The sequence below is a fragment of the Orrella marina genome, assembly GCF_003058465.1.
GTDB classification, from domain to species: Bacteria; Pseudomonadota; Gammaproteobacteria; order Burkholderiales; family Burkholderiaceae_B; genus Algicoccus; species Algicoccus marinus.
Genome location: NZ_CP028901.1, coordinates 3,269,089 through 3,293,807 on the forward strand (window position 1 = coordinate 3,269,089; position 24,719 = coordinate 3,293,807).

The 24,719-nt window shown below is 57.5% G+C and carries 18 protein-coding genes; 11 read left to right on the plus strand and 7 right to left on the minus strand.

The features are described 5' to 3' along the window. Positions 1-60: 60 nt before the first annotated feature. Entirely contained in the window at positions 61-1,680 is a 1,620-nt protein-coding gene (locus tag DBV39_RS14920) for a peptide chain release factor 3 (RefSeq protein ID WP_108623304.1), read from the minus strand. An 881-nt stretch (positions 1,681-2,561) separates the two neighbouring features. Here DBV39_RS14920 and DBV39_RS14925 point away from each other — a divergent pair. The 6 genes from DBV39_RS14925 to DBV39_RS14950 all read left to right on the plus strand — a co-directional run bounded on the left by DBV39_RS14925 (position 2,562) and on the right by DBV39_RS14950 (position 11,526). Beyond that, on the plus strand, positions 2,562-5,921 hold the full coding sequence (locus DBV39_RS14925; RefSeq protein ID WP_108622212.1) for an EAL domain-containing protein: 3,360 nt from the start codon (positions 2,562-2,564) through the stop codon (positions 5,919-5,921). 113 nt (positions 5,922-6,034) lie between these two features. Further along, a complete protein-coding gene (locus DBV39_RS14930; protein WP_108622213.1) occupies positions 6,035-6,895 on the plus strand; it encodes a sulfurtransferase in 861 nt (286 codons plus the stop codon). A 160-nt stretch (positions 6,896-7,055) separates the two neighbouring features. Further along, positions 7,056-7,859, plus strand: coding sequence for an N-formylglutamate deformylase (gene hutG / locus DBV39_RS14935; RefSeq protein ID WP_108622214.1), 804 nt, complete (start codon positions 7,056-7,058; stop codon positions 7,857-7,859). Between the two features lie 65 nt (positions 7,860-7,924). Beyond that, on the plus strand, positions 7,925-8,884 hold the full coding sequence (locus DBV39_RS14940; RefSeq protein WP_108622215.1) for an NAD(P)-dependent oxidoreductase: 960 nt from the start codon (positions 7,925-7,927) through the stop codon (positions 8,882-8,884). A 121-nt stretch (positions 8,885-9,005) separates the two neighbouring features. Next, positions 9,006-10,148 carry a mandelate racemase/muconate lactonizing enzyme family protein gene (locus DBV39_RS14945; RefSeq protein ID WP_108622216.1) on the plus strand — a complete coding sequence of 381 codons (1,143 nt, stop codon included), beginning with the start codon at positions 9,006-9,008 and terminating at the stop codon, positions 10,146-10,148. Then, the gene (locus tag DBV39_RS14950; RefSeq protein ID WP_108622217.1) at positions 10,141-11,526 is read left to right on the plus strand and encodes an FAD-binding oxidoreductase; all 1,386 of its coding nucleotides are present in this window, start codon (positions 10,141-10,143) and stop codon (positions 11,524-11,526) included. The genes DBV39_RS14945 and DBV39_RS14950 overlap by 8 nt, the downstream gene beginning before the upstream one ends. Positions 11,527-11,603: 77 nt before the next feature. On the opposite strand, the gene DBV39_RS14955 is transcribed toward DBV39_RS14950, so the two are convergent. The 3 genes from DBV39_RS14955 to DBV39_RS14965 form a co-directional block, all read right to left on the minus strand. Continuing rightward, entirely contained in the window at positions 11,604-12,707 is a 1,104-nt protein-coding gene (locus tag DBV39_RS14955) for a choloylglycine hydrolase family protein (RefSeq protein ID WP_108622218.1), read from the minus strand. Positions 12,708-12,709: 2 nt separating this feature from the next. Beyond that, the gene (locus DBV39_RS14960) at positions 12,710-13,771 is read right to left on the minus strand and encodes a PLP-dependent cysteine synthase family protein (RefSeq protein WP_108622219.1); all 1,062 of its coding nucleotides are present in this window, start codon (positions 13,769-13,771) and stop codon (positions 12,710-12,712) included. A gap of 139 nt (positions 13,772-13,910) precedes the next feature. Further along, positions 13,911-14,213, minus strand: a complete 303-nt coding sequence (locus DBV39_RS14965; RefSeq protein ID WP_108622220.1) for an ATPase with chaperone activity — start codon at positions 14,211-14,213, stop codon at positions 13,911-13,913. Positions 14,214-14,437: 224 nt separating this feature from the next. Between DBV39_RS14965 and DBV39_RS14970 the strand changes: the two genes are divergently transcribed. Continuing rightward, positions 14,438-15,091 carry an FMN-binding negative transcriptional regulator gene (locus DBV39_RS14970; protein WP_108622221.1) on the plus strand — a complete coding sequence of 218 codons (654 nt, stop codon included), beginning with the start codon at positions 14,438-14,440 and terminating at the stop codon, positions 15,089-15,091. Positions 15,092-15,115: 24 nt separating this feature from the next. Next, positions 15,116-16,081 (plus strand): NAD(P)H-dependent flavin oxidoreductase, encoded by a 966-nt coding sequence (locus DBV39_RS14975; RefSeq protein ID WP_108623305.1) that lies wholly within the window; start codon positions 15,116-15,118, stop codon positions 16,079-16,081. A 480-nt stretch (positions 16,082-16,561) separates the two neighbouring features. Here the strand turns inward: DBV39_RS14975 and DBV39_RS14985 are convergent, their stop codons facing one another. From DBV39_RS14985 to DBV39_RS14995, 3 genes are all read right to left on the minus strand, one after another. Next, entirely contained in the window at positions 16,562-16,930 is a 369-nt protein-coding gene (locus tag DBV39_RS14985; RefSeq protein WP_108622223.1) for a hypothetical protein, read from the minus strand. 90 nt (positions 16,931-17,020) lie between these two features. Then, the gene (locus DBV39_RS14990) at positions 17,021-17,875 is read right to left on the minus strand and encodes a transglutaminase family protein (RefSeq protein WP_322348720.1); all 855 of its coding nucleotides are present in this window, start codon (positions 17,873-17,875) and stop codon (positions 17,021-17,023) included. Positions 17,876-17,913: 38 nt separating this feature from the next. Then, complete coding sequence (locus tag DBV39_RS14995) at positions 17,914-20,460, minus strand: circularly permuted type 2 ATP-grasp protein (RefSeq protein WP_108622224.1); 2,547 nt, start codon at positions 20,458-20,460, stop codon at positions 17,914-17,916. A 530-nt stretch (positions 20,461-20,990) separates the two neighbouring features. On the opposite strand from DBV39_RS14995, the gene DBV39_RS15000 reads away from it, so the two are divergent. The 3 genes from DBV39_RS15000 to DBV39_RS15010 are packed head-to-tail and all read left to right on the plus strand — an operon-like array spanning position 20,991 to position 24,719. Beyond that, positions 20,991-22,466 carry a circularly permuted type 2 ATP-grasp protein gene (locus tag DBV39_RS15000; protein WP_108622225.1) on the plus strand — a complete coding sequence of 492 codons (1,476 nt, stop codon included), beginning with the start codon at positions 20,991-20,993 and terminating at the stop codon, positions 22,464-22,466. A 14-nt stretch (positions 22,467-22,480) separates the two neighbouring features. Next, positions 22,481-23,464, plus strand: a complete 984-nt coding sequence (locus tag DBV39_RS15005; protein ID WP_108622226.1) for an alpha-E domain-containing protein — start codon at positions 22,481-22,483, stop codon at positions 23,462-23,464. 49 nt (positions 23,465-23,513) lie between these two features. After that, positions 23,514-24,719, plus strand: coding sequence for a YbfB/YjiJ family MFS transporter (locus DBV39_RS15010; RefSeq protein ID WP_159078979.1), 1,206 nt, complete (start codon positions 23,514-23,516; stop codon positions 24,717-24,719).

The window sequence follows — 24,719 nt, forward strand, 5'->3', positions numbered from 1 at the left end:
TAATAGGTGCGGGCTTTACGCCTGTCAGCATGAAGCAAGGGGACCTGCCGAGGGTCAGAATCAGCCCGCCTGATCAAACACTTTGCCACCGTGTTCACGCATTGTATGAAACTGGATCTGCGGATACCGCTCTTGTGCAACCCGTAGCTGGGCAACAGATGATGCCAGAAACGCGGGCGCATCAACAACATCGTAGGCGATATTTGCCATGTTTGCATCCAGGAACTTGCGCAATTCCTTCGAGTCTTCTGCCGAAACCCACCGAGCCAGACTGTACCTTGACGGCATCATCCGGGCTTCGACACCGTATTCTGTTTTAAGGCGATGGGCAACGACCTCAAACTGCAGGACCCCCACTGCGCCAAGCAGCATCGCCCCGCCCGCAGCCTCTGGCCTGAAGACCTGGATGGCACCTTCCTCACCGAGTTGCGTCAGCCCTACCCGCAACTGCTTGGTTCGCAACGGATCTTTGACTTCAACTGCCTGGAAGAGCTCAGGCGCAAAGAAGGGTAACCCGGTGAAGTGCAGTGTCTCGCCTTCGGTCAGCACGTCGCCCAGGTGCAGTATGCCGTGGTTGGGAATGCCGATGATATCTCCGGCGACCGCGTCTTCAACCAGTTCGCGACGTTGCGACAGAAATGACACCACATTGTTGGGTCGAATGTCTTTGCCGGTGCGACTCACACGTAACTTCATACCGCGTGTGAAGCGTCCCGAACTGACCCGCACGAAAGCGACGCGGTCTCGATGGGCAGGATCCATGTTGGCCTGAACCTTGAAAACCACCCCGGTGAACTTGGGTTCATCAGGCTCGACGGTGCGCTCTAGCGCTTTGCGGGGACCGGGGGAAGGAGCCATCTCGACTAAAGTGTCGAGGACTTCCTGCACCCCGAAGTTGTTGATGGCCGAGCCGAAGAGAACGGGCGTCTGCCTGCCGTCCAGGAACGCTTGACGGTCAAGGGTCGGGGAAGCCTCCCGGATGAGCTCGATTTCATCGAGTGCCTGAACCCAGGACTCGTTGAAGCGGTTGCCGATCTCGGGATTGTCCAGACCCTCGATGAAAGCCTGATCGGATTCGTCAAACTTGTTCCGGCCTGCCCGGAACAAGCGCATTCGGTCGTGCCGGATATCGAACACGCCACCAAACGCCTTGCCCATGCCAACAGGCCAGGTCAGGGGTACCGCATCCATCTTGAGATGAGACTCGACTTCGGCAATTAGATCCAGTGGCTGCTTGACCTCTCGATCGAACTTGTTGATGAAGGTGATGATGGGTGTCTGGCGGGCGCGACAGACCTCAAGCAACCGCAATGTCTGAGGTTCGACACCGTTGGCGCCGTCGATCACCATCAGTGCCGCGTCGACCGCAGTCAGTACGCGGTACGTGTCTTCCGAGAAGTCTTGGTGACCGGGGGTGTCGAGAAGATTGATTACGCAATCCTGGTACTCGATCTGCATCACCGATGAGGCCACCGAGATGCCGCGTTGTTTCTCGATTTCCATCCAGTCTGAGGCGGCGTGGCGTGAGGCTTTGCGTGCCTTGACGCTGCCAGCGATCTGAATGGCACCCGCAAACAGCAGAACCTTCTCGGTCAGTGTTGTTTTACCTGCGTCTGGGTGGGAGATGATGGCGAAGGTGCGTCTGCGTCTGACTTCATCTGCGACCGATTCTTGGGACATAAGGGGGTCCTGATCTGTTCTGGCTAACTGGGTTGGCGGTGGCGATTGACGACCGGCGTTGATGACAGACACTGAGCCAAAGCCCAAGGCCCAAGGCCCAAAGGCAGGGTAACCTTCTGGCTGGCCAGCTCTGCGGGCTGTCTGGAGAGAGCAGGTGATCAACAGGCCTGACGCTGGATCCATTCCGGAGGTTCGCCGTCTAAAATGACTGTGAGCGGTGAGGATGCACTTAACCATTCAGGTCGGTGGGCGTCATACTCAGTTGATCTCATCACTGAGACGGCAAAGATCGGGTACAGGACAGGCATATTCGGCCCACCCGCACACTCTTTTTCAAGCACCTGATGATCTGGTAAGCAGGGCTACCTGAACGTGCAACTGGCACAACACCGGATGTGGTCCAGATTGTCACCATAGACCGTCAATGAAAGTCCGGATTTTAGCACCGCCCAGCTCTTGCTGAGAGTTTGACGCCGGATGCACGACGCTACGCAGAATATCAGCCTGACGGCGGTCAGCAGAAACAGGATTCCCGGTTTGCCTTCAGCAGGCTCTGGCAGATGCCATCACAGAGACTCGGCATTGGCCACCCTGTCTGTGTTCGCGTCCGGTCAACGCATGAGTGGGACGATCAGGTATGTTGATTTGCATCAATGAAAATCGGAGCGCACCAGAAATGACAAAGGCGAACAAGTGGTTTTGCGTTTATCGTTAAAGCTGTAGAGGAACGTCTGTTGAAATGATCGCTGTTGTGGCGATCTGAGTGTTCACAGATAGCAACGTAAAGTTAATCGAACAGGTGGGCGAACAGATGTGCGCACGTCTGTTCAAGTAGAAGGCTTTCATTCGTGTCACATTCATCGCAGCGCTCAGATGTCCGCATGGCTTTGACCTGGATCGGCACACTGGCTGTTGTGCTTGTCTTGCTCCTGCTCCTGCCGGCACCCGAAATGAGTCGTGGGCTGGCTTCCTACGTTCCGTTGCACACGATTCTGGAAGTGCTGGCGATCAGTGTTGGCGCCATGATATTCGCGGTGTCCTGGAGCACCCAGAGTTACGCACGTGCCGCCAGACTGGCGATCCTGGGTGTGTTTGTGCTGGGTGTGAGCATCCTGGATCTGCTACACGCCCTCTCATATCAGGGTATGCCGGATTTTGTGACGCCTAGCGATCCGGAGAAAGCGATCAATTTCTGGCTTGCAGCGCGGTTTATGCTTGCGCTAGGACTGTTGCTGGTTGCGTGGGTTCCGCATTCCGCAGACGCCTGGCTAGGCAGACAGTCACGCTATCTCTGGCTCGGATTGATCACCCCGGTTCTGGTGGTGGTTTCAGTGTTGCTGCTGTTCTTTCCGCAGTACCTGCCCCGCACTTTCATCGAAGGCAGCGGGCTGACAGACTTCAAGCTTTACTTTGAGTATGTGCTGGTTGTTTTGTATCTCCTGGCAGCGTTTGGATTTTATCGCCATGCCGGACATGGCTGTCATCTAAGCGCGGCCAACCTCGCCGCAGCGAGTGTCATCTTTGCGATGAGTGAGTATCTCCTCACACTCTACGCAGATGTCACGGACGTCTTCAACCTGATGGGGCACATCTTCAAGATCGCCGGATTTGCCTTTCTGTACCGGGGGGTGTTTGTACGTCTGGTGCACCAACCGTTTCAGGAACTTGAGCAAGCCCGGTCAAGTCTCGAACTCACAATTGATACTTTGCCTGACCAGTTGATCGAAGTTGATCGAGACGGCACTTTGCAGAAGGTGCATTCAGGAGAAGGCGCAGGCACGCATTTCAAACGCTTCACCAAGGGACTCAAGCCGCAGGACCTGTTGCCAGGTGACCAGGTACAGCGTGTGCTGGATGCCTTGAAGTTTGCCCAGGCTGCAGGTGGTGCACGCAATATACGGATTGAGTTGCCAACAGAGGATGCAGTCCGGCATCTGGATTTGTCCATTTCGCGCAAGCCCCATCCAGATGGTGCTGCACCTTCCTTTCTGGTGCTGGTCAGGGACATGACCGAAGCAGTCGAGCAGCAGCAACGCCTGGCATTAGAGGCACGGGTCAACGCGCTATTGCTTGGGCTGGAAGAGCATGAATCGATCAACAATGAGCAGACGTATCTGCAGATGGCCACAGAAGGTGTTCTGAATATTTCCGCTAGTCAGTTCGCTTTCATTCATTTGCTTGATCGTCAGGAACAGGTGGTCCAGACGATCACGAGCGCGACTAGACTGACGGGGTTGGCTGATTCGAAGGGAGTGACCGGTGAAGACGGCTCAATGGGGTTTGAGACGTTGAACGAACTCTGGCAACCGGTTCTTGCATCGCACGCGGTCTGCGTCGTCAACAGCCCGACAGAGGTTGCGAGGCGTCTCACGCCAACACACGGACTGGTGGTCGAACGTTTTGTGGCGGTGCCGGTTTTTGATGCTGGCAGAGTTCGTATGGTTCTGTCTGTCGGTAATCGTAAAGTTCGCTACGAACAGGTTGACATCGAGGTCCTGCAGCGTGTGGCAGAATTCGTGTGGCGCGGGGTCAGGCTGCATCGGCAGGAGCAGATGATCAGCCGGCTATCGACAGCCCTGGGGCAGAGTCCGTATCCCGTACTGATCACAGACACCCAGTCGCGCATTGAGTACGTCAACAGGGCGTTTACCAAGGTCAGCGGTTACGAATCCTGGGAAGTGATCGGCAAGACGCCGCATGTTCTGAAGTCAGGCCAGACTCCCCCCTCTGTCTACCAGGAGATGTGGGAAAAGCTGAGCCAGGGGCTGACGTGGCAGGGCGAACTGATTAATCAACGCAAAGATGGTTCGACTTATACCGAAAAGGCGATGATCTATCCTGTGCGTAACAACGCTGGTGTGGTGACGAATTACGTCGCCCACAAGGAAGACATCACGCTGCAGCGTGAGAATGAAGAGCGCATTCATCAGCTCTCGAACTATGACCAGATCACAGGGCTGGCCAATCGCGAGGTGCTGGAGGAGCGACTCAAACAGTTCATCACCCGTCCAAGCGAGATGGACCTTCCGCTGACCGTGCTCTGGCTCGATCTGGACAACTTCAAGGCGGTCAACGATTCGCTGGGCCACGACGCAGGCAATCTCTTGCTCGTCAAAGTATCGAACAGGCTGCGCAAGGAGTTCGGTGATCAGGTCACGCTGTCGCGAGTAGCCGGTGATGGTTTTGTGGCCTTGTTGCCACATACGGATCAGCAGACGGCTGCCTTGCTGGCCCGCCATCTGCTCGATGTGCTGCAACAGCCGATTCGCCTGCATTCGCGTCAGCTGGCGGTCAGCGCCTCGATCGGGATGTCGATCTATCCGGGCGACAGTGACTCGGTGACGGGCCTCATGATGAACGCCGAGACCGCCATGTACCGGGTCAAGATGGAAGGGCGCAATGGTCTGCGGTTTTTCTCGCAGGACATGCAGGAGCATTCGTTGCGAGCACTTGAAATCGCAAGTTCGCTCAAACAGGCTGACATGGATCGGGAGTTTCATATGGTCTTTCAGCCCCAGATGTCGATTGCTGATGGTCGCTTTGTGGGCGCGGAGGCGTTGTTGCGCTGGGTTCATCCGGTCTGGGGCAATGTGTCACCCGGCGAGTTCATTCCGATTGCCGAACAGAGTGGCCGTATCCTCGAGATTGGCACCTGGGTCCTGCGACATGTGGCTCACCAGATGCGTCAGTGGCGAGATGCGGGTCTAGGTGACTTCAGCGTGGCGGTGAACCTGTCCGCCTTGCAGTTTGTACAGACAGACATGGTCAAGAACATCATCGAGACGGTTGCCAGAGCCGGGATTCCGTCGCGTTGCATTGAAGTGGAGCTCACCGAAACGGTTGCCCTGAATAATCCGATCGCGGCCGGGCAAGCCATCAGCGCATTAAGAAATGCCGGTTTTCTGGTGTCGATTGATGATTTCGGGACGGGCTACTCTTCCATGAGCTATCTGAAGCGGTTCGCCGTTGACAAGCTCAAGATTGACCAGTCTTTCGTCAGAGAACTTGGCAAGGATGCGGACGATCGGGCAATTGTCTCGGCGATCGTGCAGATGGCGCACAGTCTCGGGATGAAAACCATCGCCGAAGGTGTCGAGACCGAGCAGCAACTCGCCATTCTCAAGGAGAAGGCGTGTGACGAAATCCAGGGTTATCTCTACAGCAAACCCCTGCCCGCGGATGTGTTTGAGCAATTTCTGCGAGACTGCCGGCAACAGGATGGGTCGGCCAACCTCGGGTGACGCGTCAGTCAGCGGTGTGACTATTGATCGGGCGAACGACAGACCCGTAGGCAACACCCTGGCAATGCAGTACTCTTTTGTGGTGTTTGACCATCAACAGAGGCCGTCCCATCATGTCCTATTCAACCCTCATTTCCGTCGAGCAGCTTCAGTCACTGATGCAGGCCGATCCTGCCAGTGTAGTGCTGCTGGACTGCAGTCATGACCTCTTTGATGCCCAGGCGGGTCAGCGATCCTATGCGCAGGGTCATTTGCCCGGTGCCCGGTTCGTGGGGATGGATGCGCCGCAGATGAGTGGTGCCAAAACAGGACAAAATGGCAGACATCCATTGCCCGAACGCGAGGAAGTGGTTGATCTGATGCGCATGCTGGGGGTTGATGACGATACCCAGATCGTTGTGTACGACAGCAGCCAGGGAACCCACGCGGGACGCGTCTGGTGGACATTGCGCTGGCTGGGGCATGAGGCAGTCGCCGTACTGGACGGTGGGATACAGGCCTGGAAGGCCGCAGATGGTTCGGTGACCACCGACGTGCCGGTTGTAACAAGGCATGGCACCTTCAGTGATCGCGGCCAGAAAGTTCATGCCGTGTCCTTTGAAGACGTGCTGGCCAATGTGGCATCACAGGAAAAGCTGGTTGTTGATGCCCGGGCGCAGGACCGGTTCCGGGGAGAGAATGAAACACTCGATCCCGTGGGTGGGCATATTCCAGGTGCCGTCAACCGTTTCTACAAATTGAATCTCAAGGAAGATGGCACTTTCAAGGATCCGGATGTGCTTGCCCGTGAGCTCAGGGAGCATTTCGGTGGTCGGCCTGCCGAGGATCTGATCATGCAGTGTGGTTCAGGCGTATCTGCCTGCCATAACCTGCTGGCACTTGAGGTGGCGGGCCTGGGTACTGCTCCATTGTATGTTGGGTCCTGGAGCGAGTGGTGCGCCAGAAAGGAAGCACCGATCGCAACAGGTGACTGACTCCGGGAGACCCTTGCACGACCGGAGCATCCGGTTGTGGCATGATGCCCTGTGGCGAATGGCTGCCTTCTGATTCGACAGGTCAGACTCGTCAGTTCGGATTAACGTGCACCCGTTCGCAACACCTTTACTTTTGTCACGATTTTTGCGATTCAACAACATGAACTCTGAAACACTCGACGTTCCTTACACCTTCATTCAAGGTACGGCACCGCTGCTGATATCGATCCCGCACATGGGTCAGGAAATTCCTGAAGACATCAAGGCACGTATGACCCCGGTTGCCCATCAGGTGCCAGATACGGACTGGCATCTGGACATCATGTATGACTTTGCTCGCGAGATGGGTGCATCGCTGCTTCACGCCAGGTACTCGCGTTATGTGGTGGACCTGAATCGTCCTCCGACAGACGACAACCTGTATCCCGGCCAGACTAAAACGGGGCTGTACCCCGAATACGCGTTTCGTGGAGAACCTCTCTATCTAGACGGTCAGGGTGTCACCGAGCAGGAAAAGACGGCTCGCCTGGAGAAGTACTGGAAGCCTTATCACGACAAGCTCCAACAGGCTCTCAAGGACATCCGTGACCAGCACGGGAAAGTCCTGCTGTGGGAAGGCCATTCGATCGCCAGCGAGCTGCCACGTCTGTTTCCGGGCAAACTGCCGGATCTGAACATAGGGACTGACAACGGAAAGGCTTGCGATGCAGGCATGCTCGAGGCGGTTGAGGCATCTCTGACTGACTGTCCTTTCACCTGGGTCCTGAATGGCCGTTTCAAGGGCGGGTACATCACCCGTCAGTACGGCAATCCGTCTGAAGGCATTCATGCGATCCAGCTCGAGATGTGCCAGAGCACATACATGAACGAAGACTACCCGTTCGAATATCGAGAAGCCGTCGCCAGCAAGGTCAAGCCCTTTGTTCAGGGCATGGTTGACGCGGCCTTCAAGGCCATGAAGTAGGCCAGTATTTCCGACGCCGTGTTGCCCGACACTTTCCGGCCCTAACTGTCCAAGGAGTTCTGCCAATGTCAGCTCGAGTGCTGTTGACCAATCCGATCCACCCTCACTATCAGGCCTTGCTGGCCGAGAAGGTTGATGTGGTACTGGCAGAGAATCCTTCGCCGCAAACGATTCTGCGTCTTGCCAGGGACTGTGACGCGATGATCGTACGCGCACATCTGCCGGAGGATGTGTTTGATCACGCACCGAGCATGAAGTACGTGGTGCGTCACGGCGTCGGGCTCGACATGATTCCAATGGAGCAGGCCACTGCGCGTGGCATTGCCGTGGCGAACATGCCTGGTGGCAACACGGTGGCAGTTACGGAGTACGCGCTAGCCGCGATTTTTCATATTCGGCGCGGGCTGGCAACGATCGACAGAACGTTGCGTGAGAAAGGCTGGCATGCCGCCAAGCCCATGTCCAACGACTGTATCGAACTGGCTGGAAGCACCTGCGGGATTATCGGTGTCGGATCGATCGGCAAGCGTCTGGCAGCCGCCTTGCATGCGCTCGATGTGAAGGTGCTGGGCCTGACCCGGCGTCCGCAAACCATGCCGTCGTTCGTCGAGGCGGTGGACAAGCAGACACTGCTGGAGCGATCTGACATCGTCATTCTTGCCTGCCCGCATAATGCGCAGACACACCATCTGATCAATGCCGATGCGATCGCAGCAATGAAGCCTGGTGCTGCTATTGTCAATGTGGCTCGTGGTCCGGTTGTCGATACGGCAGCGCTGGTGCAAGCACTCAACAGTGGTCAGGTCGGTGCCGCAGTGCTCGATGTACACGAATCGGCGATGCTGACAGGCGAGGAGCCCATTTTCGGATGTCCAAATACGCTTCTGACCCCCCATCTGGCCGGGCTGACGGCAACCAGCCTGGAGAATCTCAGCCGTGGCAGCGTGGAAACCGTCCTGGCACTGCTGGCTGGCGAGCGTCCGGACAACGTCGTCAATCCGGAGGTGTTTGACGCCAGTTCATGAGAGTTCGCGAGTAGTAGTTGATCTGGCACTGAAGCCGACCCGTAGAGGTCAGGTGCCTTTCTCGAGCCGGCGCTGAGTCGATGGTGACTGCCAGAGCTCGATGACGCAGGAGGAGACATAGATGAAAATCACGCAAATCAAGGCGTTTCCGGTTTCGTTCCCGGTGCCGCCCGAGAAATCGGTGACGCTGGGGATCGGTCGCAGCGTCAAGCGCGATGCCGTGCTGGTGCAGGTGCACACGGATGATGGTTTGATTGGATGGGGGGAGGCTCATCACGGACGCTGCCCCGGCGCAATTGCCCGCCTGATCGACACCACAATGTCCGAACTGGTAGTTGGAATGGAGGCAACCGACGTGGTCGGCGTCTGGCACAAGGTTTACCGGATGCAGCTGGCGAGCCACGGTATGGGTGCGGCCGCCGCAATGGCCCTGAGCGGCCTGGACATGGCGCTTTGGGATATCCGTTGTCAGGTTGCGAATCAACCCTTGTGCGTGCTTCTGGGTGGTCATACCCGACTGGTTAAGGCCTATGCCGGCGGCATCGCACTTGGCTGGCAAGCACCGCAGGCGCTGGCAGAGGAAGCACTGTCGCATATCGCAACGGGTTATCGAGCCGTCAAGCTCAGAATGGGTGACTCACCTGCCCGTGACATTGAGCGGGTGCAGGCGGTTCGCGCGGCAACAGGTGACGAGATCGAGATCCTGGTCGATGCCAACACCAGTTACACCCTCGAGCAGGCCAGGCGCGTGGTGCGTGCGTTCGACGAGTGCGGTGTTGCCTGGCTTGAGGAGCCGTTTCCTGCTCATGATCGCCATGCATATCGAACACTGGCGCGTGTCAGTCCGGTGCCGCTCGCAGCAGGGGAGAATCACTTCACCCGCTTCGAGTTTGACACATTGCTTGAAGATGACTGTGTGGGCTTTGTTCAACCCGATATTTCCAAGACAGGCGGTCTGACCGAGACCATGCGCATTGCCTCCATGGCCAGCGCCAGAAAGCTCTCAGTCAACCCTCACACCTCGCTGACTGCGCTCAACATGGCTGCAAGCATCCATCTGCTTTGTGCTGTGGACAATCCGGGCTACTTTGAAGGCGATGTGACTGCGTTCAATCCTTTCCGGGATGAGCTCGGCTCGGGGCCACCGTATTCCCTCGATGCGCAGGGGTTTGTGCAGCCAGCCCCCGGTGTCGGGACAGGAGTCGGGATCGACCTCGAGTTCGTCAAGAAACATCCACTGATCGAAGGGCCCTGCTATGTCTGATGTGTTACTCAAGGCTTTGATTCAAGCGCTCGGTGATGAGCGGGTTCTGCACGGTGCGGCCATCGAAGACCGCTACCGGACCGACTGGTCTGGTCAGTACCACCACGATCCGCTCGCTGTTGTGCGAGTTCAGGGTACAGAGGATGTGGCTACGACGCTCAGGCTATGTCATGCCCACCGCCATCCGGTCACTGTTCAGGGAGGCATGACCGGACTGGTCGGGGGAGGGCAGACAGGCGTGGGTGACGTGGTGATCAGCCTGGAGCGTCTGGCCGGTGTCCAGGAGATCGATGCTGATGCGGCCACGATGACGGTGTGGGCCGGCACGCCGCTGCAAGCAGTCCAGGAAGCGGCGCTGGAACAGCATCTGTACTTTGCGGTTGATCTGGGTGCCCGGGGGACTTGTCAGGTGGGTGGCAACATATCGACCAATGCAGGCGGAAACAGGGTGATCCGTTACGGCATGATGCGCGAACAAGTGCTGGGTCTGGAGGTCGTGCTCGCTGATGGGACGATTGTGACGAGCCTGAACAAAATGCTCAAGAACAACGCGGGATACGATATCAAGCAGCTGTTTATTGGTGCAGAAGGGACGCTTGGGATCATCACCCGGGCGGTATTGAGACTGCACCCTGCACCTGAACAGACCACGTGTGCACTGTGTGTTCTACCCAGTTATGAAGCGGTTCTGCGGTTTCTCAGTCGTGCGAGAAAACAGTGCGGTGCTTCGCTGCTCGCCTTTGAGGCGATGTGGCCAGATTTCTATGGATTCATGACCCGGTTGCCAGGTATCGAGACGCCGGTGCAGGCCGACGGCCAGCTGGTTGTGCTGGTGGAGTGTGATAGTGGTCCTTCAGGACTCTCCCAGGATGCGTTCGAGACGTTCGTCGAACAGGCGCTTGAGGGTGAGGAGATCACGGATGCTGCGATTGCCAGTTCGCTCAAGCAGGCGCAGGCGTTCTGGAAAATCCGCGACTCCGTCTCCGAGTTTCCGGTCAGGCTGTCGCCCTACACAAGTTTTGATGTCAGTCTGCCCATCCGGCAGATCGGACGTTTTGTGGAGCAGCTGCGCGAGCAGCTTCAGTCGCGGATTCCGGGATCGGTGTCACTGTACTTTGGGCATGTAGGCGACAGTAATCTGCACGTGGTTGTGCATGTGCCACGGGAGTCGGGCGGGTTTCCCAAGCCGCTGATCGAGGAGGTCGTCTATGGCCTGGTAGGCGATTATCAGGGCTCGGTGTCAGCTGAACACGGCATCGGTACCCGCAAGAAAGCCTGGCTGGGCCATACCCGTAACGAGGCAGAGATCAGTCTGATGAGCCGTATCAAGCAGGCACTCGACCCGCTGGGTATTCTGAATCCTGGCAAGGTGCTCTGAAATCGGTGGCGGACAAGGCTCAGTCCGCCGTTAATCCGCCCTGGCAGTATGTGCTTCGCAACCCGGGTGTGCGCTATTTACTTCTTGTCACTAAGAATGCTGATATTCCAGGGATTGTTCAGATTGAAATTGCGAATCTCGGGGATTTCGGGGTCGATGTCTGACATCCGGATTGCCTGAACGCTCGGGTCACCAAACGTGCGAATATAAAAAATCTGGTTCTTCAGGTCCGATACAGCCGACCAGTATGTGATCTCGTACCCACCTGACGACCCCCCGAAACCGCCGCCCAGACTCACCATGCCAGGAGCGATGTCAAAGTTGTTCAGAATGTGGAACGCTGTGCCCACCTGTTGCTTCGAATCGAGCTTGCGCGGGGCATTGTGCGACATGAAAAACGCCCGTACAAATCTCGATGGTGAGGACATGTCGCCTGGAAGACCAACCATGCCACCGCCTGAACTGGGGGGGCCAAAATTGGCGTCGCCGACTTTGACGGGGGCCGGGTTGCTGGTCGAGAGGTTGGCGTAATTACCCAGATTGTTCAGATGCCAGGAAAAATGTGGTGCGTTGGTAAGCACACCGGTCGGGTTGTCATTGATCTGCAGGTCGCCCCCGATATACTCGATCACGATACTCTTGCCGGAGGCATCGTGCAGGGTAAGGTGCAGTGGCACCACGCCCTTGAACAGCTTCTGCGGAGACTCGTTTACCTTGATCTGGCGAAAACCCTCGCGCGCCTCGTCGACTGTAGCGAAATTGGTGAGCGCGTAGACCAGCATTTCATAAGAAGCGATGGATTTGGAAGAATCCGCGGGTGAGACTTCCTGGAACTGGGAAATGTTGGGTGCATAAAGCATCCCGCCTGCCAGACCTTTCTCGTTGAATCCATCGACCAGAATGGGCAGGTTCAGACCGGATGCACCGATTGCTGCGTACTGGGTTTTCCAGGCAAGTCCGGAACCAGCTTTGCCGTCAATTCCGGTGCCTTTCATTTCCACGCCGCGTCCGATCGAGATGCCGCGCGAATCAATGTCCATGCCAAATTCCAGTGTCCGTCCGTAGACGAAGCCGCCATCTGATGCAGGCAGCAGAAAGCTGGTGCATGCTGTTGCTACGGATGATGCGAGAAGGCTGGCACTTGTAATGGTTGCGGCGAGCAATCGAGTCAGTGATTTCATTTTCACGCGAAAATTCCTTTGTTCAGTCGATCAATATGATCCTGCAGACCTTGTCCAAAATGGGCGTCGACCCAGGCGTCATCATAGAGATGGTCGTAACGATCTCCTGAATCGCAAATCAGGGACACGATACTGCCTTGCGTACCATCTTGCTGCATTTCCCGCATCAGGCGCAAGACACCAATCAGGTTGGTGCCGGTTGACGGGCCCACCCGACGTCCGGTCCACTGGCTCATCAGGCGCATGGCAGCCAGCGAATCCAGGTCCGACACCCGGATGGCACGATCAACCGTCTCCCGTATAAAGGATGGTTCCACTCTGGGTCGCCCAATGCCTTCAATCCTGCTGCCGTTCTGGCAAGTCAGACTGATATCCCCTGAGTCTACATAGTCCGCAAACACCGAGTTCTCGGGGTCGGCGATAGCAATCCGGGAGAACAGTCGTTGATAGCGTACAAACCGCCCAAATGTGGCTGACGTGCCACCCGTGCCAGCACCCACCACGATCCAGGCTGGCTCGGGATAGCGTTCGTTCTCCATCTGCCGAAAGACCGATTCGGCGATGTTGTTATTGCCCCGCCAGTCGGTGGCTCGCTCGGCATAGGTGAACTGGTCCATGAAATGACCGTTGGTCTGTCGCGCGAGCTCTCGCGACTGCTCGTAGATCTGGCCGGGGTGATCCACAAAGTGCACATCACCCCCGTAGAAGCGGATCTGTTCGATCTTGTGGTGGGCAGTTGAGCGAGGTACTACGGCGTAAAACGGCAGGCCAGTCAGTCTGGCGAAATAGGCTTCACTGATGGCTGTTGAACCAGAGGAGGCTTCCACCACCGTCGTGCCTTCATGGATCCAGCCGTTACAGATGGCATACAGGAACAGCGAACGAGCCAGGCGATGCTTCAGGCTTCCACTCGGGTGCGTCGATTCGTCCTTGAAGTAGATGTCAACGCCAGGCACGGTGAGTGATTCGGGCAGCATCAGTGGAATCAGGTGTGTGTCGGCCGAGCGCCGATAGTCTCCCTCGAGCTTGAGCATTGTGTTGCGAACCCAGCTGCGATCATCCATGTGCCCCTCCCGGGCAGTCGATTCAGAAAGTGCAAGTGTATGGGTATTTGCCCATTGGCCGGAATTATCGTTTTCGAGAGACTCACTGTGAGCGAGTGTGAGTGGAAGGCACGCTCGAGCAGGTGGGTGACGGGAGGATTCAACCGTGATAGAGGATCTCTGCCACTCTGGATTTGACCCAGGAAATTTCCTGAGCTGACAGCGACAGAGGTGCCGGGTCGGCGTCGAGTCCACGTGCCACGCGCTCGAGTGCATCATCTCGGGTGATGCCCAGATCCAGCACCTTCGCCTGGACCTGCTGGGCCAGCAGCTGAGAAAAATCTTCACACAGTTCGTGCCTTTCCTCAAGCCAGGCGCGGGGCGCGATCGGCTTGCCGCTCACCGGATGCTGGTACAGACGCAAAAATGCTTGTGGAATCAGGATCTGTCGTTCGTCGCTCATGGAAATGTAATCGTCTGGACACGGGACTGCATTCTGAGGTGTTTGCCGGATCCTGGCAACAGCAGGTGGACGCAACCAGCACACGCGGTTCATCGGATCCGGTGGCCGATGCAATGAAACGGGATCAACTGTTCCCGTGATGCGCCAGCCTTTGCGAGCGCCCGGGGCTCTCGTTCAACGTGGTACAACAGCTGTACTTTTTCTATGCACTGGAGGCTTGCTGCATGTACCAGCCTGCTCACTTCAATGCCCCCGATACGGCTGCAGTTGACGAGATCGTTCGCCGCTATCCACTTGCAAACCTGGTGCTTGCGACAGCCCCTGGTCAACCGTTGTCGGTCGATCCTGTGGTGCTGTCCTGCTCGGGACCCGTCGTCGCAGGTGCACAGTTGATGGGGCATATTGCACGCGCCAACCCGCTCAGCGCAATGATCACATCAGCTGATCAGCCTTTGCAGGTGACCGCAATATTTATGGGGCCCAGAGCCTACATCACTCCAAACTGGTATCCCTCCAAGCAGGTTCATCACCGCGTGGTGCCAACGTACAACTACTGTACGGTTGTCGTCCATGGCAGGATATGCCTGGCTGATGATCCGGCACAGAAGCTGGAGATCGTGCGCGAGTTGACGCAACAGATGGAGAGGGGGCGACCAGATGCCTGGTCAGTCGACGATGCTCCAGCTGAATACATCGACCAGATGCTCAAGTCCATCACCGGATTACGCATCGAGATCGACCAGGTTCAGGCCAAGTTCAAGATCAGCCAGAACCGGGATCCACTGGACAGGGGTTCGGTCCAGATGGAGCTGGAGTCCCAGTCGTATCAGACCGATGCACAGGTCATGGCGAACCTGATGGAACGATTTCAACCTTAACTGATAGAGAAACACGATATGGATATGTCTCACTTGCCTGCCGCACTGCAGAATCTGGCACTACCTGTTATTTCCTCTCCCATGTTCACGGTGAGTTATCCGGAACTGGTACTTGCCCAGTGCAAGGCTGGAATTGTTGGATCATTTCCGGCACTCAACGCTAGACCACCCGAGTTGCTCGGAGACTGGCTGAGCCAGATGAAAGAGGAGCTTGATTCTCACAAGAAGGCCAATCCCGATGCCGTGATTGGCCCCATTGCGGTGAACCAGATTGTGCACAATTCCAATGTCCGGCTGGAGCAGGACGTGGCAACGTGCGTCAAGCATGAAGTGCCTATCTTCATCACTTCACTGCGCGCACCAGTGCCGGAGATCATCGATGCGGTTCACTCGTACGGCGGAATCGTTCTGCACGACGTCATCAACATGCGCCATGCGGCCAAGGCACTTGAGGCCGGTGTGGATGGTCTGATCGTGGTAGCAGCCGGCGCGGGCGGCCATGCAGGTGCACAGTCGCCTTTTGCACTGGTAGGTGAGTTGCGGCGTCACTATCAGGGTCCCATCATTCTTTCCGGGGCGATTGCAACAGGTGACGCCATTCTTGCTGCACAGGCCATGGGCGCAGACCTGGCTTACATCGGCACTCGCTTCATCGCAAGTGCCGAGGCCAATGCCAGCCAGGGCTACAAGGATTCAATTCTGAATGCCAGCGGCTCGGACATTATCTACACCAATTTCTTCACCGGAGTACACGGTAACTACATTCGCGAAAGCATCCAGAACGCAGGACTGGATCCTGACGATCTGCCGGTCAAGGACAAGAACACGATGAACTTCTCGGCCGGCTCCTCCAAGGCCAAGGCCTGGAAGGACATCTGGGGGGCCGGTCAGGGCGTTGGGCAGATTGATGAGGTGTTGCCGGTTGCGCAGATCGTCGAGCGCCTCAAGCGAGAGTACGACCAGGCCAGAAACCGCATATGTGGCGGTTGACTGCATTGGCAATCAAAGCCATGAAGTGGTGATGTGAGGCCAGATCATGGGCAGTTCAGCGGGGCTCCGGTTTGGGGCCCCGTTTGCTATGGTGCGCCCAGCATCGGCGCATACCTTCGGGGGAAGGTCCCGCTGCAAGCTGGTCACAACGAGTGAAGTGAAGCGCAACTGCATGAGGGCGACCAGATGCGGAGAACACGCGTGTCGAATAAGTCGCGAGCCGATGGACAAGAATCGGATACAAGGCAATGCAAGGCAGCCTGGATGCGACTGTTATGTGATGAAGGTATGTGTTACTTGCCCGGGGAGATCTTGCCTTATCAGCGAGAAACCGGTTTCACCGAACCAGACACCGACACGCCAAGTGTCAAAGTCGGGAGTAAAACACAAGTTCTGATGACCTCAACCATTTCAATCGCCCGGTGCGGATATCCGCATGCCGGGTGGTGAGGGAGGGGCGCGGTCTGTGAGGATCGCCTCCTATCGCGATATGGCAGGTAGTGAGTCGCTCAGGCTTGTTTCGTCAAACGAGTCGCTGCATTTGACCGTGGCAGTGAGCTTGCGTGCATCGTCCGGGTCGACGACCGAATGGATGGCCTGGCAGTCAGACACCAGTTCGATTGCCTTGATCTGACGTTCGAACAGAGCAGTGCGCTGCTCCGGGCGACCTGCAGACCCGCCACCCCATGCTTCCCACTGATCCTTACCCGTCTGCAGCACACTGACCGGCTCACGATCAAGCACCACGACATGTCTGCCGGGGTCTGTGTGGTAGTAAACAGGTGTCGAGCATCCGGCAATGATCAGCAAGATGGGTGCAAGCAGCAGTCTGTGAATGTTCTGATTCATCCCGGTGGACACGATTCCATTTGATTCAAGGGGCGTTTTGCGCCTGGAAGGCGTCATACTCGTTCGCTTCTTCGGCGGTGACGGCGATACTCAGCTGGTGTGCCCCGCCTCCCGAATGATCCCCCGTAAAGGAGACACATCTCCAAAGTCCCGCCCAATGGCCAGGCAGACGTGAGACATATCCGGGATTGTATCGTTGGTGGGATCGAGTTCAAGCCAGTCGCCGGGCGCACCCGGGCAGTAGACGCTCACCCAGGCATGGGATGCGTCAGCGCCACGCAGACGTGGCTGACCGGGCGGTGGCGTCGTGAGCAGGTAACCACTTACATACCTTGCGGCCAATCCGATGGCCCGCAGGCAGCCGATCATGATGTGCGAGAAGTCCTGACAGACACCATGCCGGTTTACAAACGCCTGGGCGAGCGGAGTATGAATTTCGGTCACACCTGAAACGTAGCTGAAGTCTTCATAGATCCGGTGATTCAGATCCAGGCACGCTTGTGCAAGGGGAGTACCCCGGTTGAACGAAGGCAGGGCGTAGTCCCTGAGTTCGGACAACCAGGGAATGTAGGGGCTGGGCCAGACAAACTCTGATGCAGGATCAAATGGCTGATCGAGCGAATATTTCATGCCCGCCTCGATCATGTCCCACGCAGGCGTTTGCGCCGGATCAAAAAATGTGTAGCGTGGCAATTTCCGGACTTCACTCAGCGCTGTGACCACCAGGTTCTGGTGGGCATGTGTGAGGGTAAAGAAAAGTCGCGAGTTTCCGAACGCATCCACGTCTTCGTGCCTGGAGTCCACGTCGGGCTCGATGCAGACTTTGCTGGAAAGTCGCTTTTGCCAGGGTGTCTCGACTGGGCGCAGATAGGCCAGATGCTGTGCCAGCAGCACATCGGTCTGGTAAAGATAATGTGTCTGATGCTCGATTCGGATATGTTTCATCGGGCGCTCCGTGAAGCCTCGGTGTCAGGATCGGGATGTCAAGACGCAAAATGCTGATCTGACACGTGGGCAAACAGTCGCTTGCCAATTTCGTCGGAGATAGCGTAACCGGTTTGCCCGGCGCCGCAGATCTGGGCGATCAGCGAGGTGATGGCGTCGTCCTGCCACTGGAGATCGGGCAGCTGGGTCATGATGGCATCCCTGTCTGGCAGTACTTGAAGCTGGGTACGCAGGTCGCTGATGACTGAAACAATGGACCGAGGATTGGTTGGGTCCATGGCGATCAGATCCAGCAGTGCCAGAATATCCTGCTGGCGCTGGTAACGGCTACGAAACGTGATGGTGCTGTCAAAAAGCACCAGTAACGAGTCAAACCCGCGAGGACTGTAGACTGCTGCATGCCGAAAGAAGGCATCAACAACCTTCGACAGGTGAATCAGCCTTTCAATCAGTCGGCCTGCGGTCAGCAAACGCCATCCCAGATCGCGAGTCATGCGGTCAAGCTGAAACCCGACCAGTGCAGCCAGCGGCACTTCGACCAGGTCAAGCTGTTCGATCGCGTCAATGAGATACTGAGAGTGTCGCTGAGAGGATGCGGATGTCTCGTTCTGTGCTGATTTCAGGAGTGCCTTGATGCGCCCCGGGATTTCGACGTGCTCTGGCGGCAGACGGTCGCGCACGCTACGCATGATGCGCTCCAGTGTGTCGACTGTATCGTAGAGTCCGCCCACACCCGGTTGCCACAGACGTTGCATCAGATTGCGTCCAAACGCGGCCGGGTCCGTCTGGATTCCTGGTGTGTCGGAGTTGATCAGGCCTTGCTGGACGGCCAGTTCGCTCATTGCATCGTGCAAGGGCGGGTGGCTGTCGCGCTGGTTGATACTCAGCAGCACCAGGCTCTCGCGCGCGCAGCGCAGCATGGTTTCAGCCCGCTCCGTGTAGCGTCCCAGCCAGAACAGATTCTCGGCTGATCTGCTTGAGACCAGCTCATGTTCGTTGTACCGCTTGGGCAGACCGCCACTTGTGGGCAGCATAGAGTATGTGTCGACCTCCTCGTCGGTCATGATCCAGGTGTCCAGCGTGCTGCCGCCACTACGCATGGAGACGACATGGGGATCGACCGCCGCAACACGGGTCATGCCGCCCGGCATGACCTGCCAGCTGCCGTCTGGACCTACGACGGCGTAAAAGCGCAGCATTGCAGTGCGGGGTTCGATTGAATTGCTGCGCCAGGTGGGCACCTGAGAGAACGGGAGATAGGTTTGCGTGGTGTAGATAGCAGGTTGCTGCTCGATCCGTGCGCGCCACGTGCTCAGTTGCTCCTGGTTCAGGAGCGATGCAATCACCGGTTCGAAATTGGTTGACTGTCGCGTAGAAAACGTCGGTTTGATCACCTGGGTACCAAGATGTGGTGACACGTCCTCCCAGGCTGCACCTTCCCCGCACCACCATGTGTGCAGAGACGGTATTTTCAGCGGTTCTCCCAGCAGATGCTCGCTGATGGATGGCAGAAATCCCTGGATTGAGGGTGACTCCAGAAAGCCGGTTCCCAGTGCATTGGCAACGACCACCTGCCCGGCCCGCACGGCTTGAAGCAGTCCAGGCACCCCGAGCGCGGAGTCGGCACGCAATTCCAGTGGATCGCAGAAGTCGTCGTCTAGCCGGCGCAACAAGCCATGAATGCGCTCCAGTCCGTGGATGGTACGCAGGTAGACCTGGCTATTGCGCACAGTCAGGTCCGCCCCTTCGACCAGCGGGATCCCGAGGTAGCGTGCAAGGTAGGCGTGCTCAAAGTAGGTTTCTGAGTAAGAACCTGAAGACAGCAGGGCGAACTTGGGCGCCTGCCCGTTGGCGATTGATGTAGTCTGCGCTTCGAGTGCATCCAGGAGGCGGCGGTAACTTGCTCCGATATGCTGGATTTTCATATCCCGGTAGGCCTGAGTGAACAGGCGCGAGACGATCAGGCGGTTCTCCAGTGCGTATCCGAGTCCGGAGGGTGCCTGGGTGCGCTGACCCACTACCCACCATCTGCCGTCCGGGCCTCTGGCGAGATCAAACGCCACAACGTGCAGGAAGGTCCCACTGACCGGAGTCACGCCCTGCAAGGCGTGCAGGTAGCCGGGGTTGCCCAGCACCAGCGCACTGGGGAGGTAGGACGCCTTGAGCAGGCTGCGCGATGTGTAGACGTCATTCAGGATCAGATTGAGCAGCCTGGCGCGTTGCGCCAGGCCAGTGCTGATCTCGCGCCACTCGCCCGGGTCGATCAGCATGGGAAGCGGATTCAGCGACCAGGGTCGGGCGTAGTCCTGAGATTCAGCGTAGACGTTGTAGGTCACCCCGTTGAGCCGGATGACGCGGTCGATTGTCTGGGCGCATTCAGGCAGGCTCTCGAAACCGGATAATCCAATGCTGGCAAAGAATGTTTTCCAGGGGCCTCTCAGTTCACCTTTGTGCGTGCGCAGCTCATCAAAATGTCCCGGCCTGGCGGGCCCGATGTAGGCGTTCAGGGCATCAAGGAGCTCAGCTGACACGGTGGTGGCAGACAGACCATCAGGTTCTACGGGTTGGCCAGAAGGCAGATTCATCAAAGTTGATCCAGGCGGATAACGTAAATACCGTAAATACGTCGATGCGGTCACATTACGCGAAGTTTATCGACAAAATCCGTCCCGCTCCTCAAAATCACTAAAACGGGGCGCGTGACGGCGTGGTTGTATGCAAAAAGGGCTGTCTCGCCCAGGCTTGGTGCACGTGCAGTGCATACAGTGCGTGTCCGTGCAATCAGAGACTGCTGGCCTGCAATTTGCATACCATCTGATTGCTAACCACCGTCGCTGGTCCGTTCGGTCTCGCACGACTGAGGGTTTTCATGGGTCAAGCCTCACAGGTCTTGGCAGACGCCTCGAAGTAGCATAAAACCTTTCTTAACGGTAGCGTAACTGAAAAGAGTATTCCAGCCACTCGTCTTAACGCATATTCTTGGGGGGTGTCGTGTTCATCACCCTGTGCGGTTTCGCAAGCGTGACGGGATCGTTTGCTTGCACTGCCAACATAACGCGTGTTGTCATGAAGACAGAGTCTGCCGTGATGATCCAAACCAGAGCAGGATGAATTCATGCCCGAGTCCAGTCGCCTTCAAATGTTCGATGAAATGCTCTCTGATGCCGAAGTTGCCAGAGAGCCGGATGCCTACCTGAACGCAGATCCCAGACCGCATTACAGGCACTTGCAGCAATGGTTGCAGTCCCAGGAGATGGACTACCTCCAGGGACGCCATGAGGAAGCCGAGTTGTTGTTCAAGCGTGTGGGCATCACGTTTGCGGTGTACGGCGATGGAGAGGGCGGTAATACCGAACGAACCATTCCGTTCGATATCGTGCCCAGAATATTCCCGACCGACGAGTGGAAGCGCCTCCAGAAGGGGCTCGAGCAGAGAGTCCAGGCGCTCAACATGTTCCTGTACGATGTCTACCACGATCACCGGATACTGAAGGCAGGGGTCATTCCTTCCGGGCAGGTGCTTGGTAACAGCCAGTACCGACCGGAAATGCAGGGGGTGGATGTCCCGCTTGATGTCTATGCTCACATCGCCGGGATCGATATTGTCCGGGCCACGCACGGTGAAGATGAGGGTGCATTCTTTGTGCTGGAAGACAACCTGCGCGTTCCGTCCGGTGTTTCGTACATGATCGAGAACCGCAAAATGATGATGCGGCTGTTTCCGGATCTCCTCGCAAAGCATCGTGTGGCGCCAGTCGAACACTATCCTGATCTGTTGCTTGATGCTTTGCAACAGGCTGCTCCCGGACAGAAGCGCTATTGCAACGTGGTGGTGCTCACCCCGGGGATGTACAACTCGGCCTATTTCGAGCACGCGTTTCTGGCCCAGCAGATGGGGGTGGAACTGGTCGAAGGCCAGGATCTGTTCGTGCAGGACGATGTTGTCTACATGCGAACCACTCAGGGTCCGCGTCAGGTTGATGTGATCTACCGCCGGGTCGATGATGACTTCCTGGATCCGGAGGCGTTTCGTCCCGAGTCCGTGCTCGGACCTCCCGGACTCCTGCGGGCCTACCGGGCGGGCAATGTGGCGATCTGCAATGCGGTGGGAACGGGTGTTGCAGACGACAAGTCGATCTATCCGTATGTGCCGGAGATGATCCGGTTCTATCTGGATGAGGAGCCGATCCTCTCCAATGTGCCGACGTATATGTGCCGCAAGCCTGTCGAACTCTCCTATGTGCTGGCGAACCTGGACAAGCTGGTTGTCAAGGAGGTGCACGGTGCCGGTGGCTACGGCATGCTGATCGGTCCCGCGGCGAGCCAGGCCGAGATCGCGGCGTTTCGCGATCGAGTGATTGCCAGGCCAGAGAACTACATTGCCCAGCCGACGTTGTCGCTCTCGAGCTGTCCCACGCTGGTGGGTGCCGGTCTGGCCCCGCGTCACATCGACCTGCGACCGTTTGTTCTGTCGGGCAAGCATGTGCGGATGGTTCGAGGCGGACTGACGCGGGTAGCGCTCAAAGAGAATTCGCTGGTTGTCAATTCATCTCAGGGTGGTGGCACAAAAGACACCTGGATCCTGAACTAGCTGGAGGTCGTCCCATGCTGTCGAGAACTGCCGATCACCTTTACTGGATGGCTCGCTATACCGAGCGCGCCGAGAACACAGCCAGAATGCTGGAGGTGAACTACCACATGTCGCTCATGCCGCAGTCTGAAGAGACGGCACAGGCGGCCTGGCAGGCCATGCTGGATGTGTCCGAGCTGTCCGAGGCGTTTAGCCAGAACTACAGTTCGTTAACACCGAACAACGTGCTGTCCTTCATGACTGTTGATGCGGACAATCCTTCGTCCATCATGCAATGTCTGCACGCGGCGCGCGAGAATGCGCGGGCGGTTCGCGGTTCCGTCACCACTGATCTGTGGGAGACGATCAATACCACCTGGCTCGATGCGCAGCGACTCGTCGGCCAGGGGGCCTTGCGGCTATCGCCGGGCGAGTTTTTTGAGTGGGTGAAGTTTCGCTCACACCAGTCCAGAGGTGTCTACACCGGCACACTCATGCGGGACGATGTGTTCAACTTCATCTCTCTGGGCGTGTTTCTTGAGCGTGCAGACAACATCGCCCGACTGCTGGATGTGAAGTTCCATGCTGCCCAGGAGTACGCGGGCGATCAGATAGACGAAGTGGACGAGTATTACTACTGGGGGTCGGTGCTGCGCTCCGTTTCCGCGTTCGAGAACTACCGCAAGGTGTACCGCAATGTGATCGAGCCTGAGCGAGTTGCTGAAATGCTGATTCTCAAATTCAACAATCCACGTTCACTCGGGACCTGTATGGAGCAGGTGGTGGATTTTCTGTACAAGATCCGCAATCGCCAGTCTGGTGCCACCGAGCATGAGGCGCGCAGCATGCTGGCCGAACTGCGTGATCTTGAGATTGAAGAGATTTTCGCGATGGACATGCACACGTTTCTGACACGGTTCCTTGAGCGCATCAATTTGCTTGGTATCAGCGTCAGCAATCACTTCCTGATGCCCGTGCAGGCTGCAGACGCGCAAGAGGCCGAGGAGGGGGCGGCGTGATACGCAGGTTCCGTAGCCCACCAGGACATGCGCGTTGAACTGTATGTCCGTGAATGAGCCTGATCCAGACGCGCGTGGCCCGGTCAATCGATCTCTCATGATCGCACTGACGGGCCTGATGGGTCTGGCGCTGGCAATGGGAGTTGGCCGGTTCGCCTATACCCCGCTGCTACCGATGATGCAGACAGATCAGGGCATGTCTTTGCAAACCGGAAGCTGGGTGGCGCTAGTGAACATGCTTGGGTATCTGGTGGGTGGGCTCACCGGCAAATATCTGACTGGTGCGCCGGTTCGCAATCTGCGCCTGGCAGCAGCAGGCATCATTCTGAGTCTGGCGGGCATGGCGATGACCGATCACGGCCTGCTCTGGGGGACCTGGCGGCTTGTGGCCGGTATCGCGAGTGCCTGGATGATGATCATGGTCTCCATGATCACCTTGCCACGTCTGGCGGGTTCGCCGCGTCTGCCAGGGATTGTCTACGCCGGGGTGGGGGCTGGCACGTTGCTCGCTGGACTGCTGTGTGCGGTGTTTGTGGGGCTGGGGTGGACCTCGCACGCAGCGTGGCTGTCACTGGCGGGGGTTTCGCTCCTGCTAGCCATCCCGCTGTGGACAGTGTTCGAACGGTCCTGGGATCAGACGGCAGTCGTAGCCAGTCGTAGCCAGGGCGACTTGCCTGGTGCCGGCGTGGATCCGGCCGTGCAGGCAAGGCTCTGGAGACTGGTCGTTTGCTACGGACTGTATGGTTTCGGGTACATTCTGCCGGCAACCTATCTTCCAGCACAGGCCAGGTTGCTGTTGCAGGATAGCTGGACTTACAGTCTGGCCTGGCCGGTCTTTGGCCTGGCGGCCGCGTGTTCAACGCTGGTGGTGGGGCTGGTGGCCTCGCGGCTCGGGTTGTTGCGAAGCTGGGCAGGCGCCCAGGTGGTGCTCACGGCTGGCGTAGCGACGCCGATTGTCTGGCCCAGCATGACGGGCATACTGGTTGCCTCACTTTGTGTCGGCGGAACCTTTGTTGTGATCACGCTGGTGGCGATGCAGGAGGCACAGCGAAGTGGTGGTGCCCGTTCAGGTCTGTGGATGGCCAGGCTGACCGCGTCGTTTGCGTTCGGTCAGGTGCTCGGACCAGCCGTAATTGTGCTGCTGCAGGGACGGCTGGAAATCGGGCTGGGCCTGGCTGCGACGGCCTTGCTGGTTTCTCTGACAGGATTGGTCTGGCAGTTGCAGCAGGATGGACGCAAGGCCGTCGGCATCTGA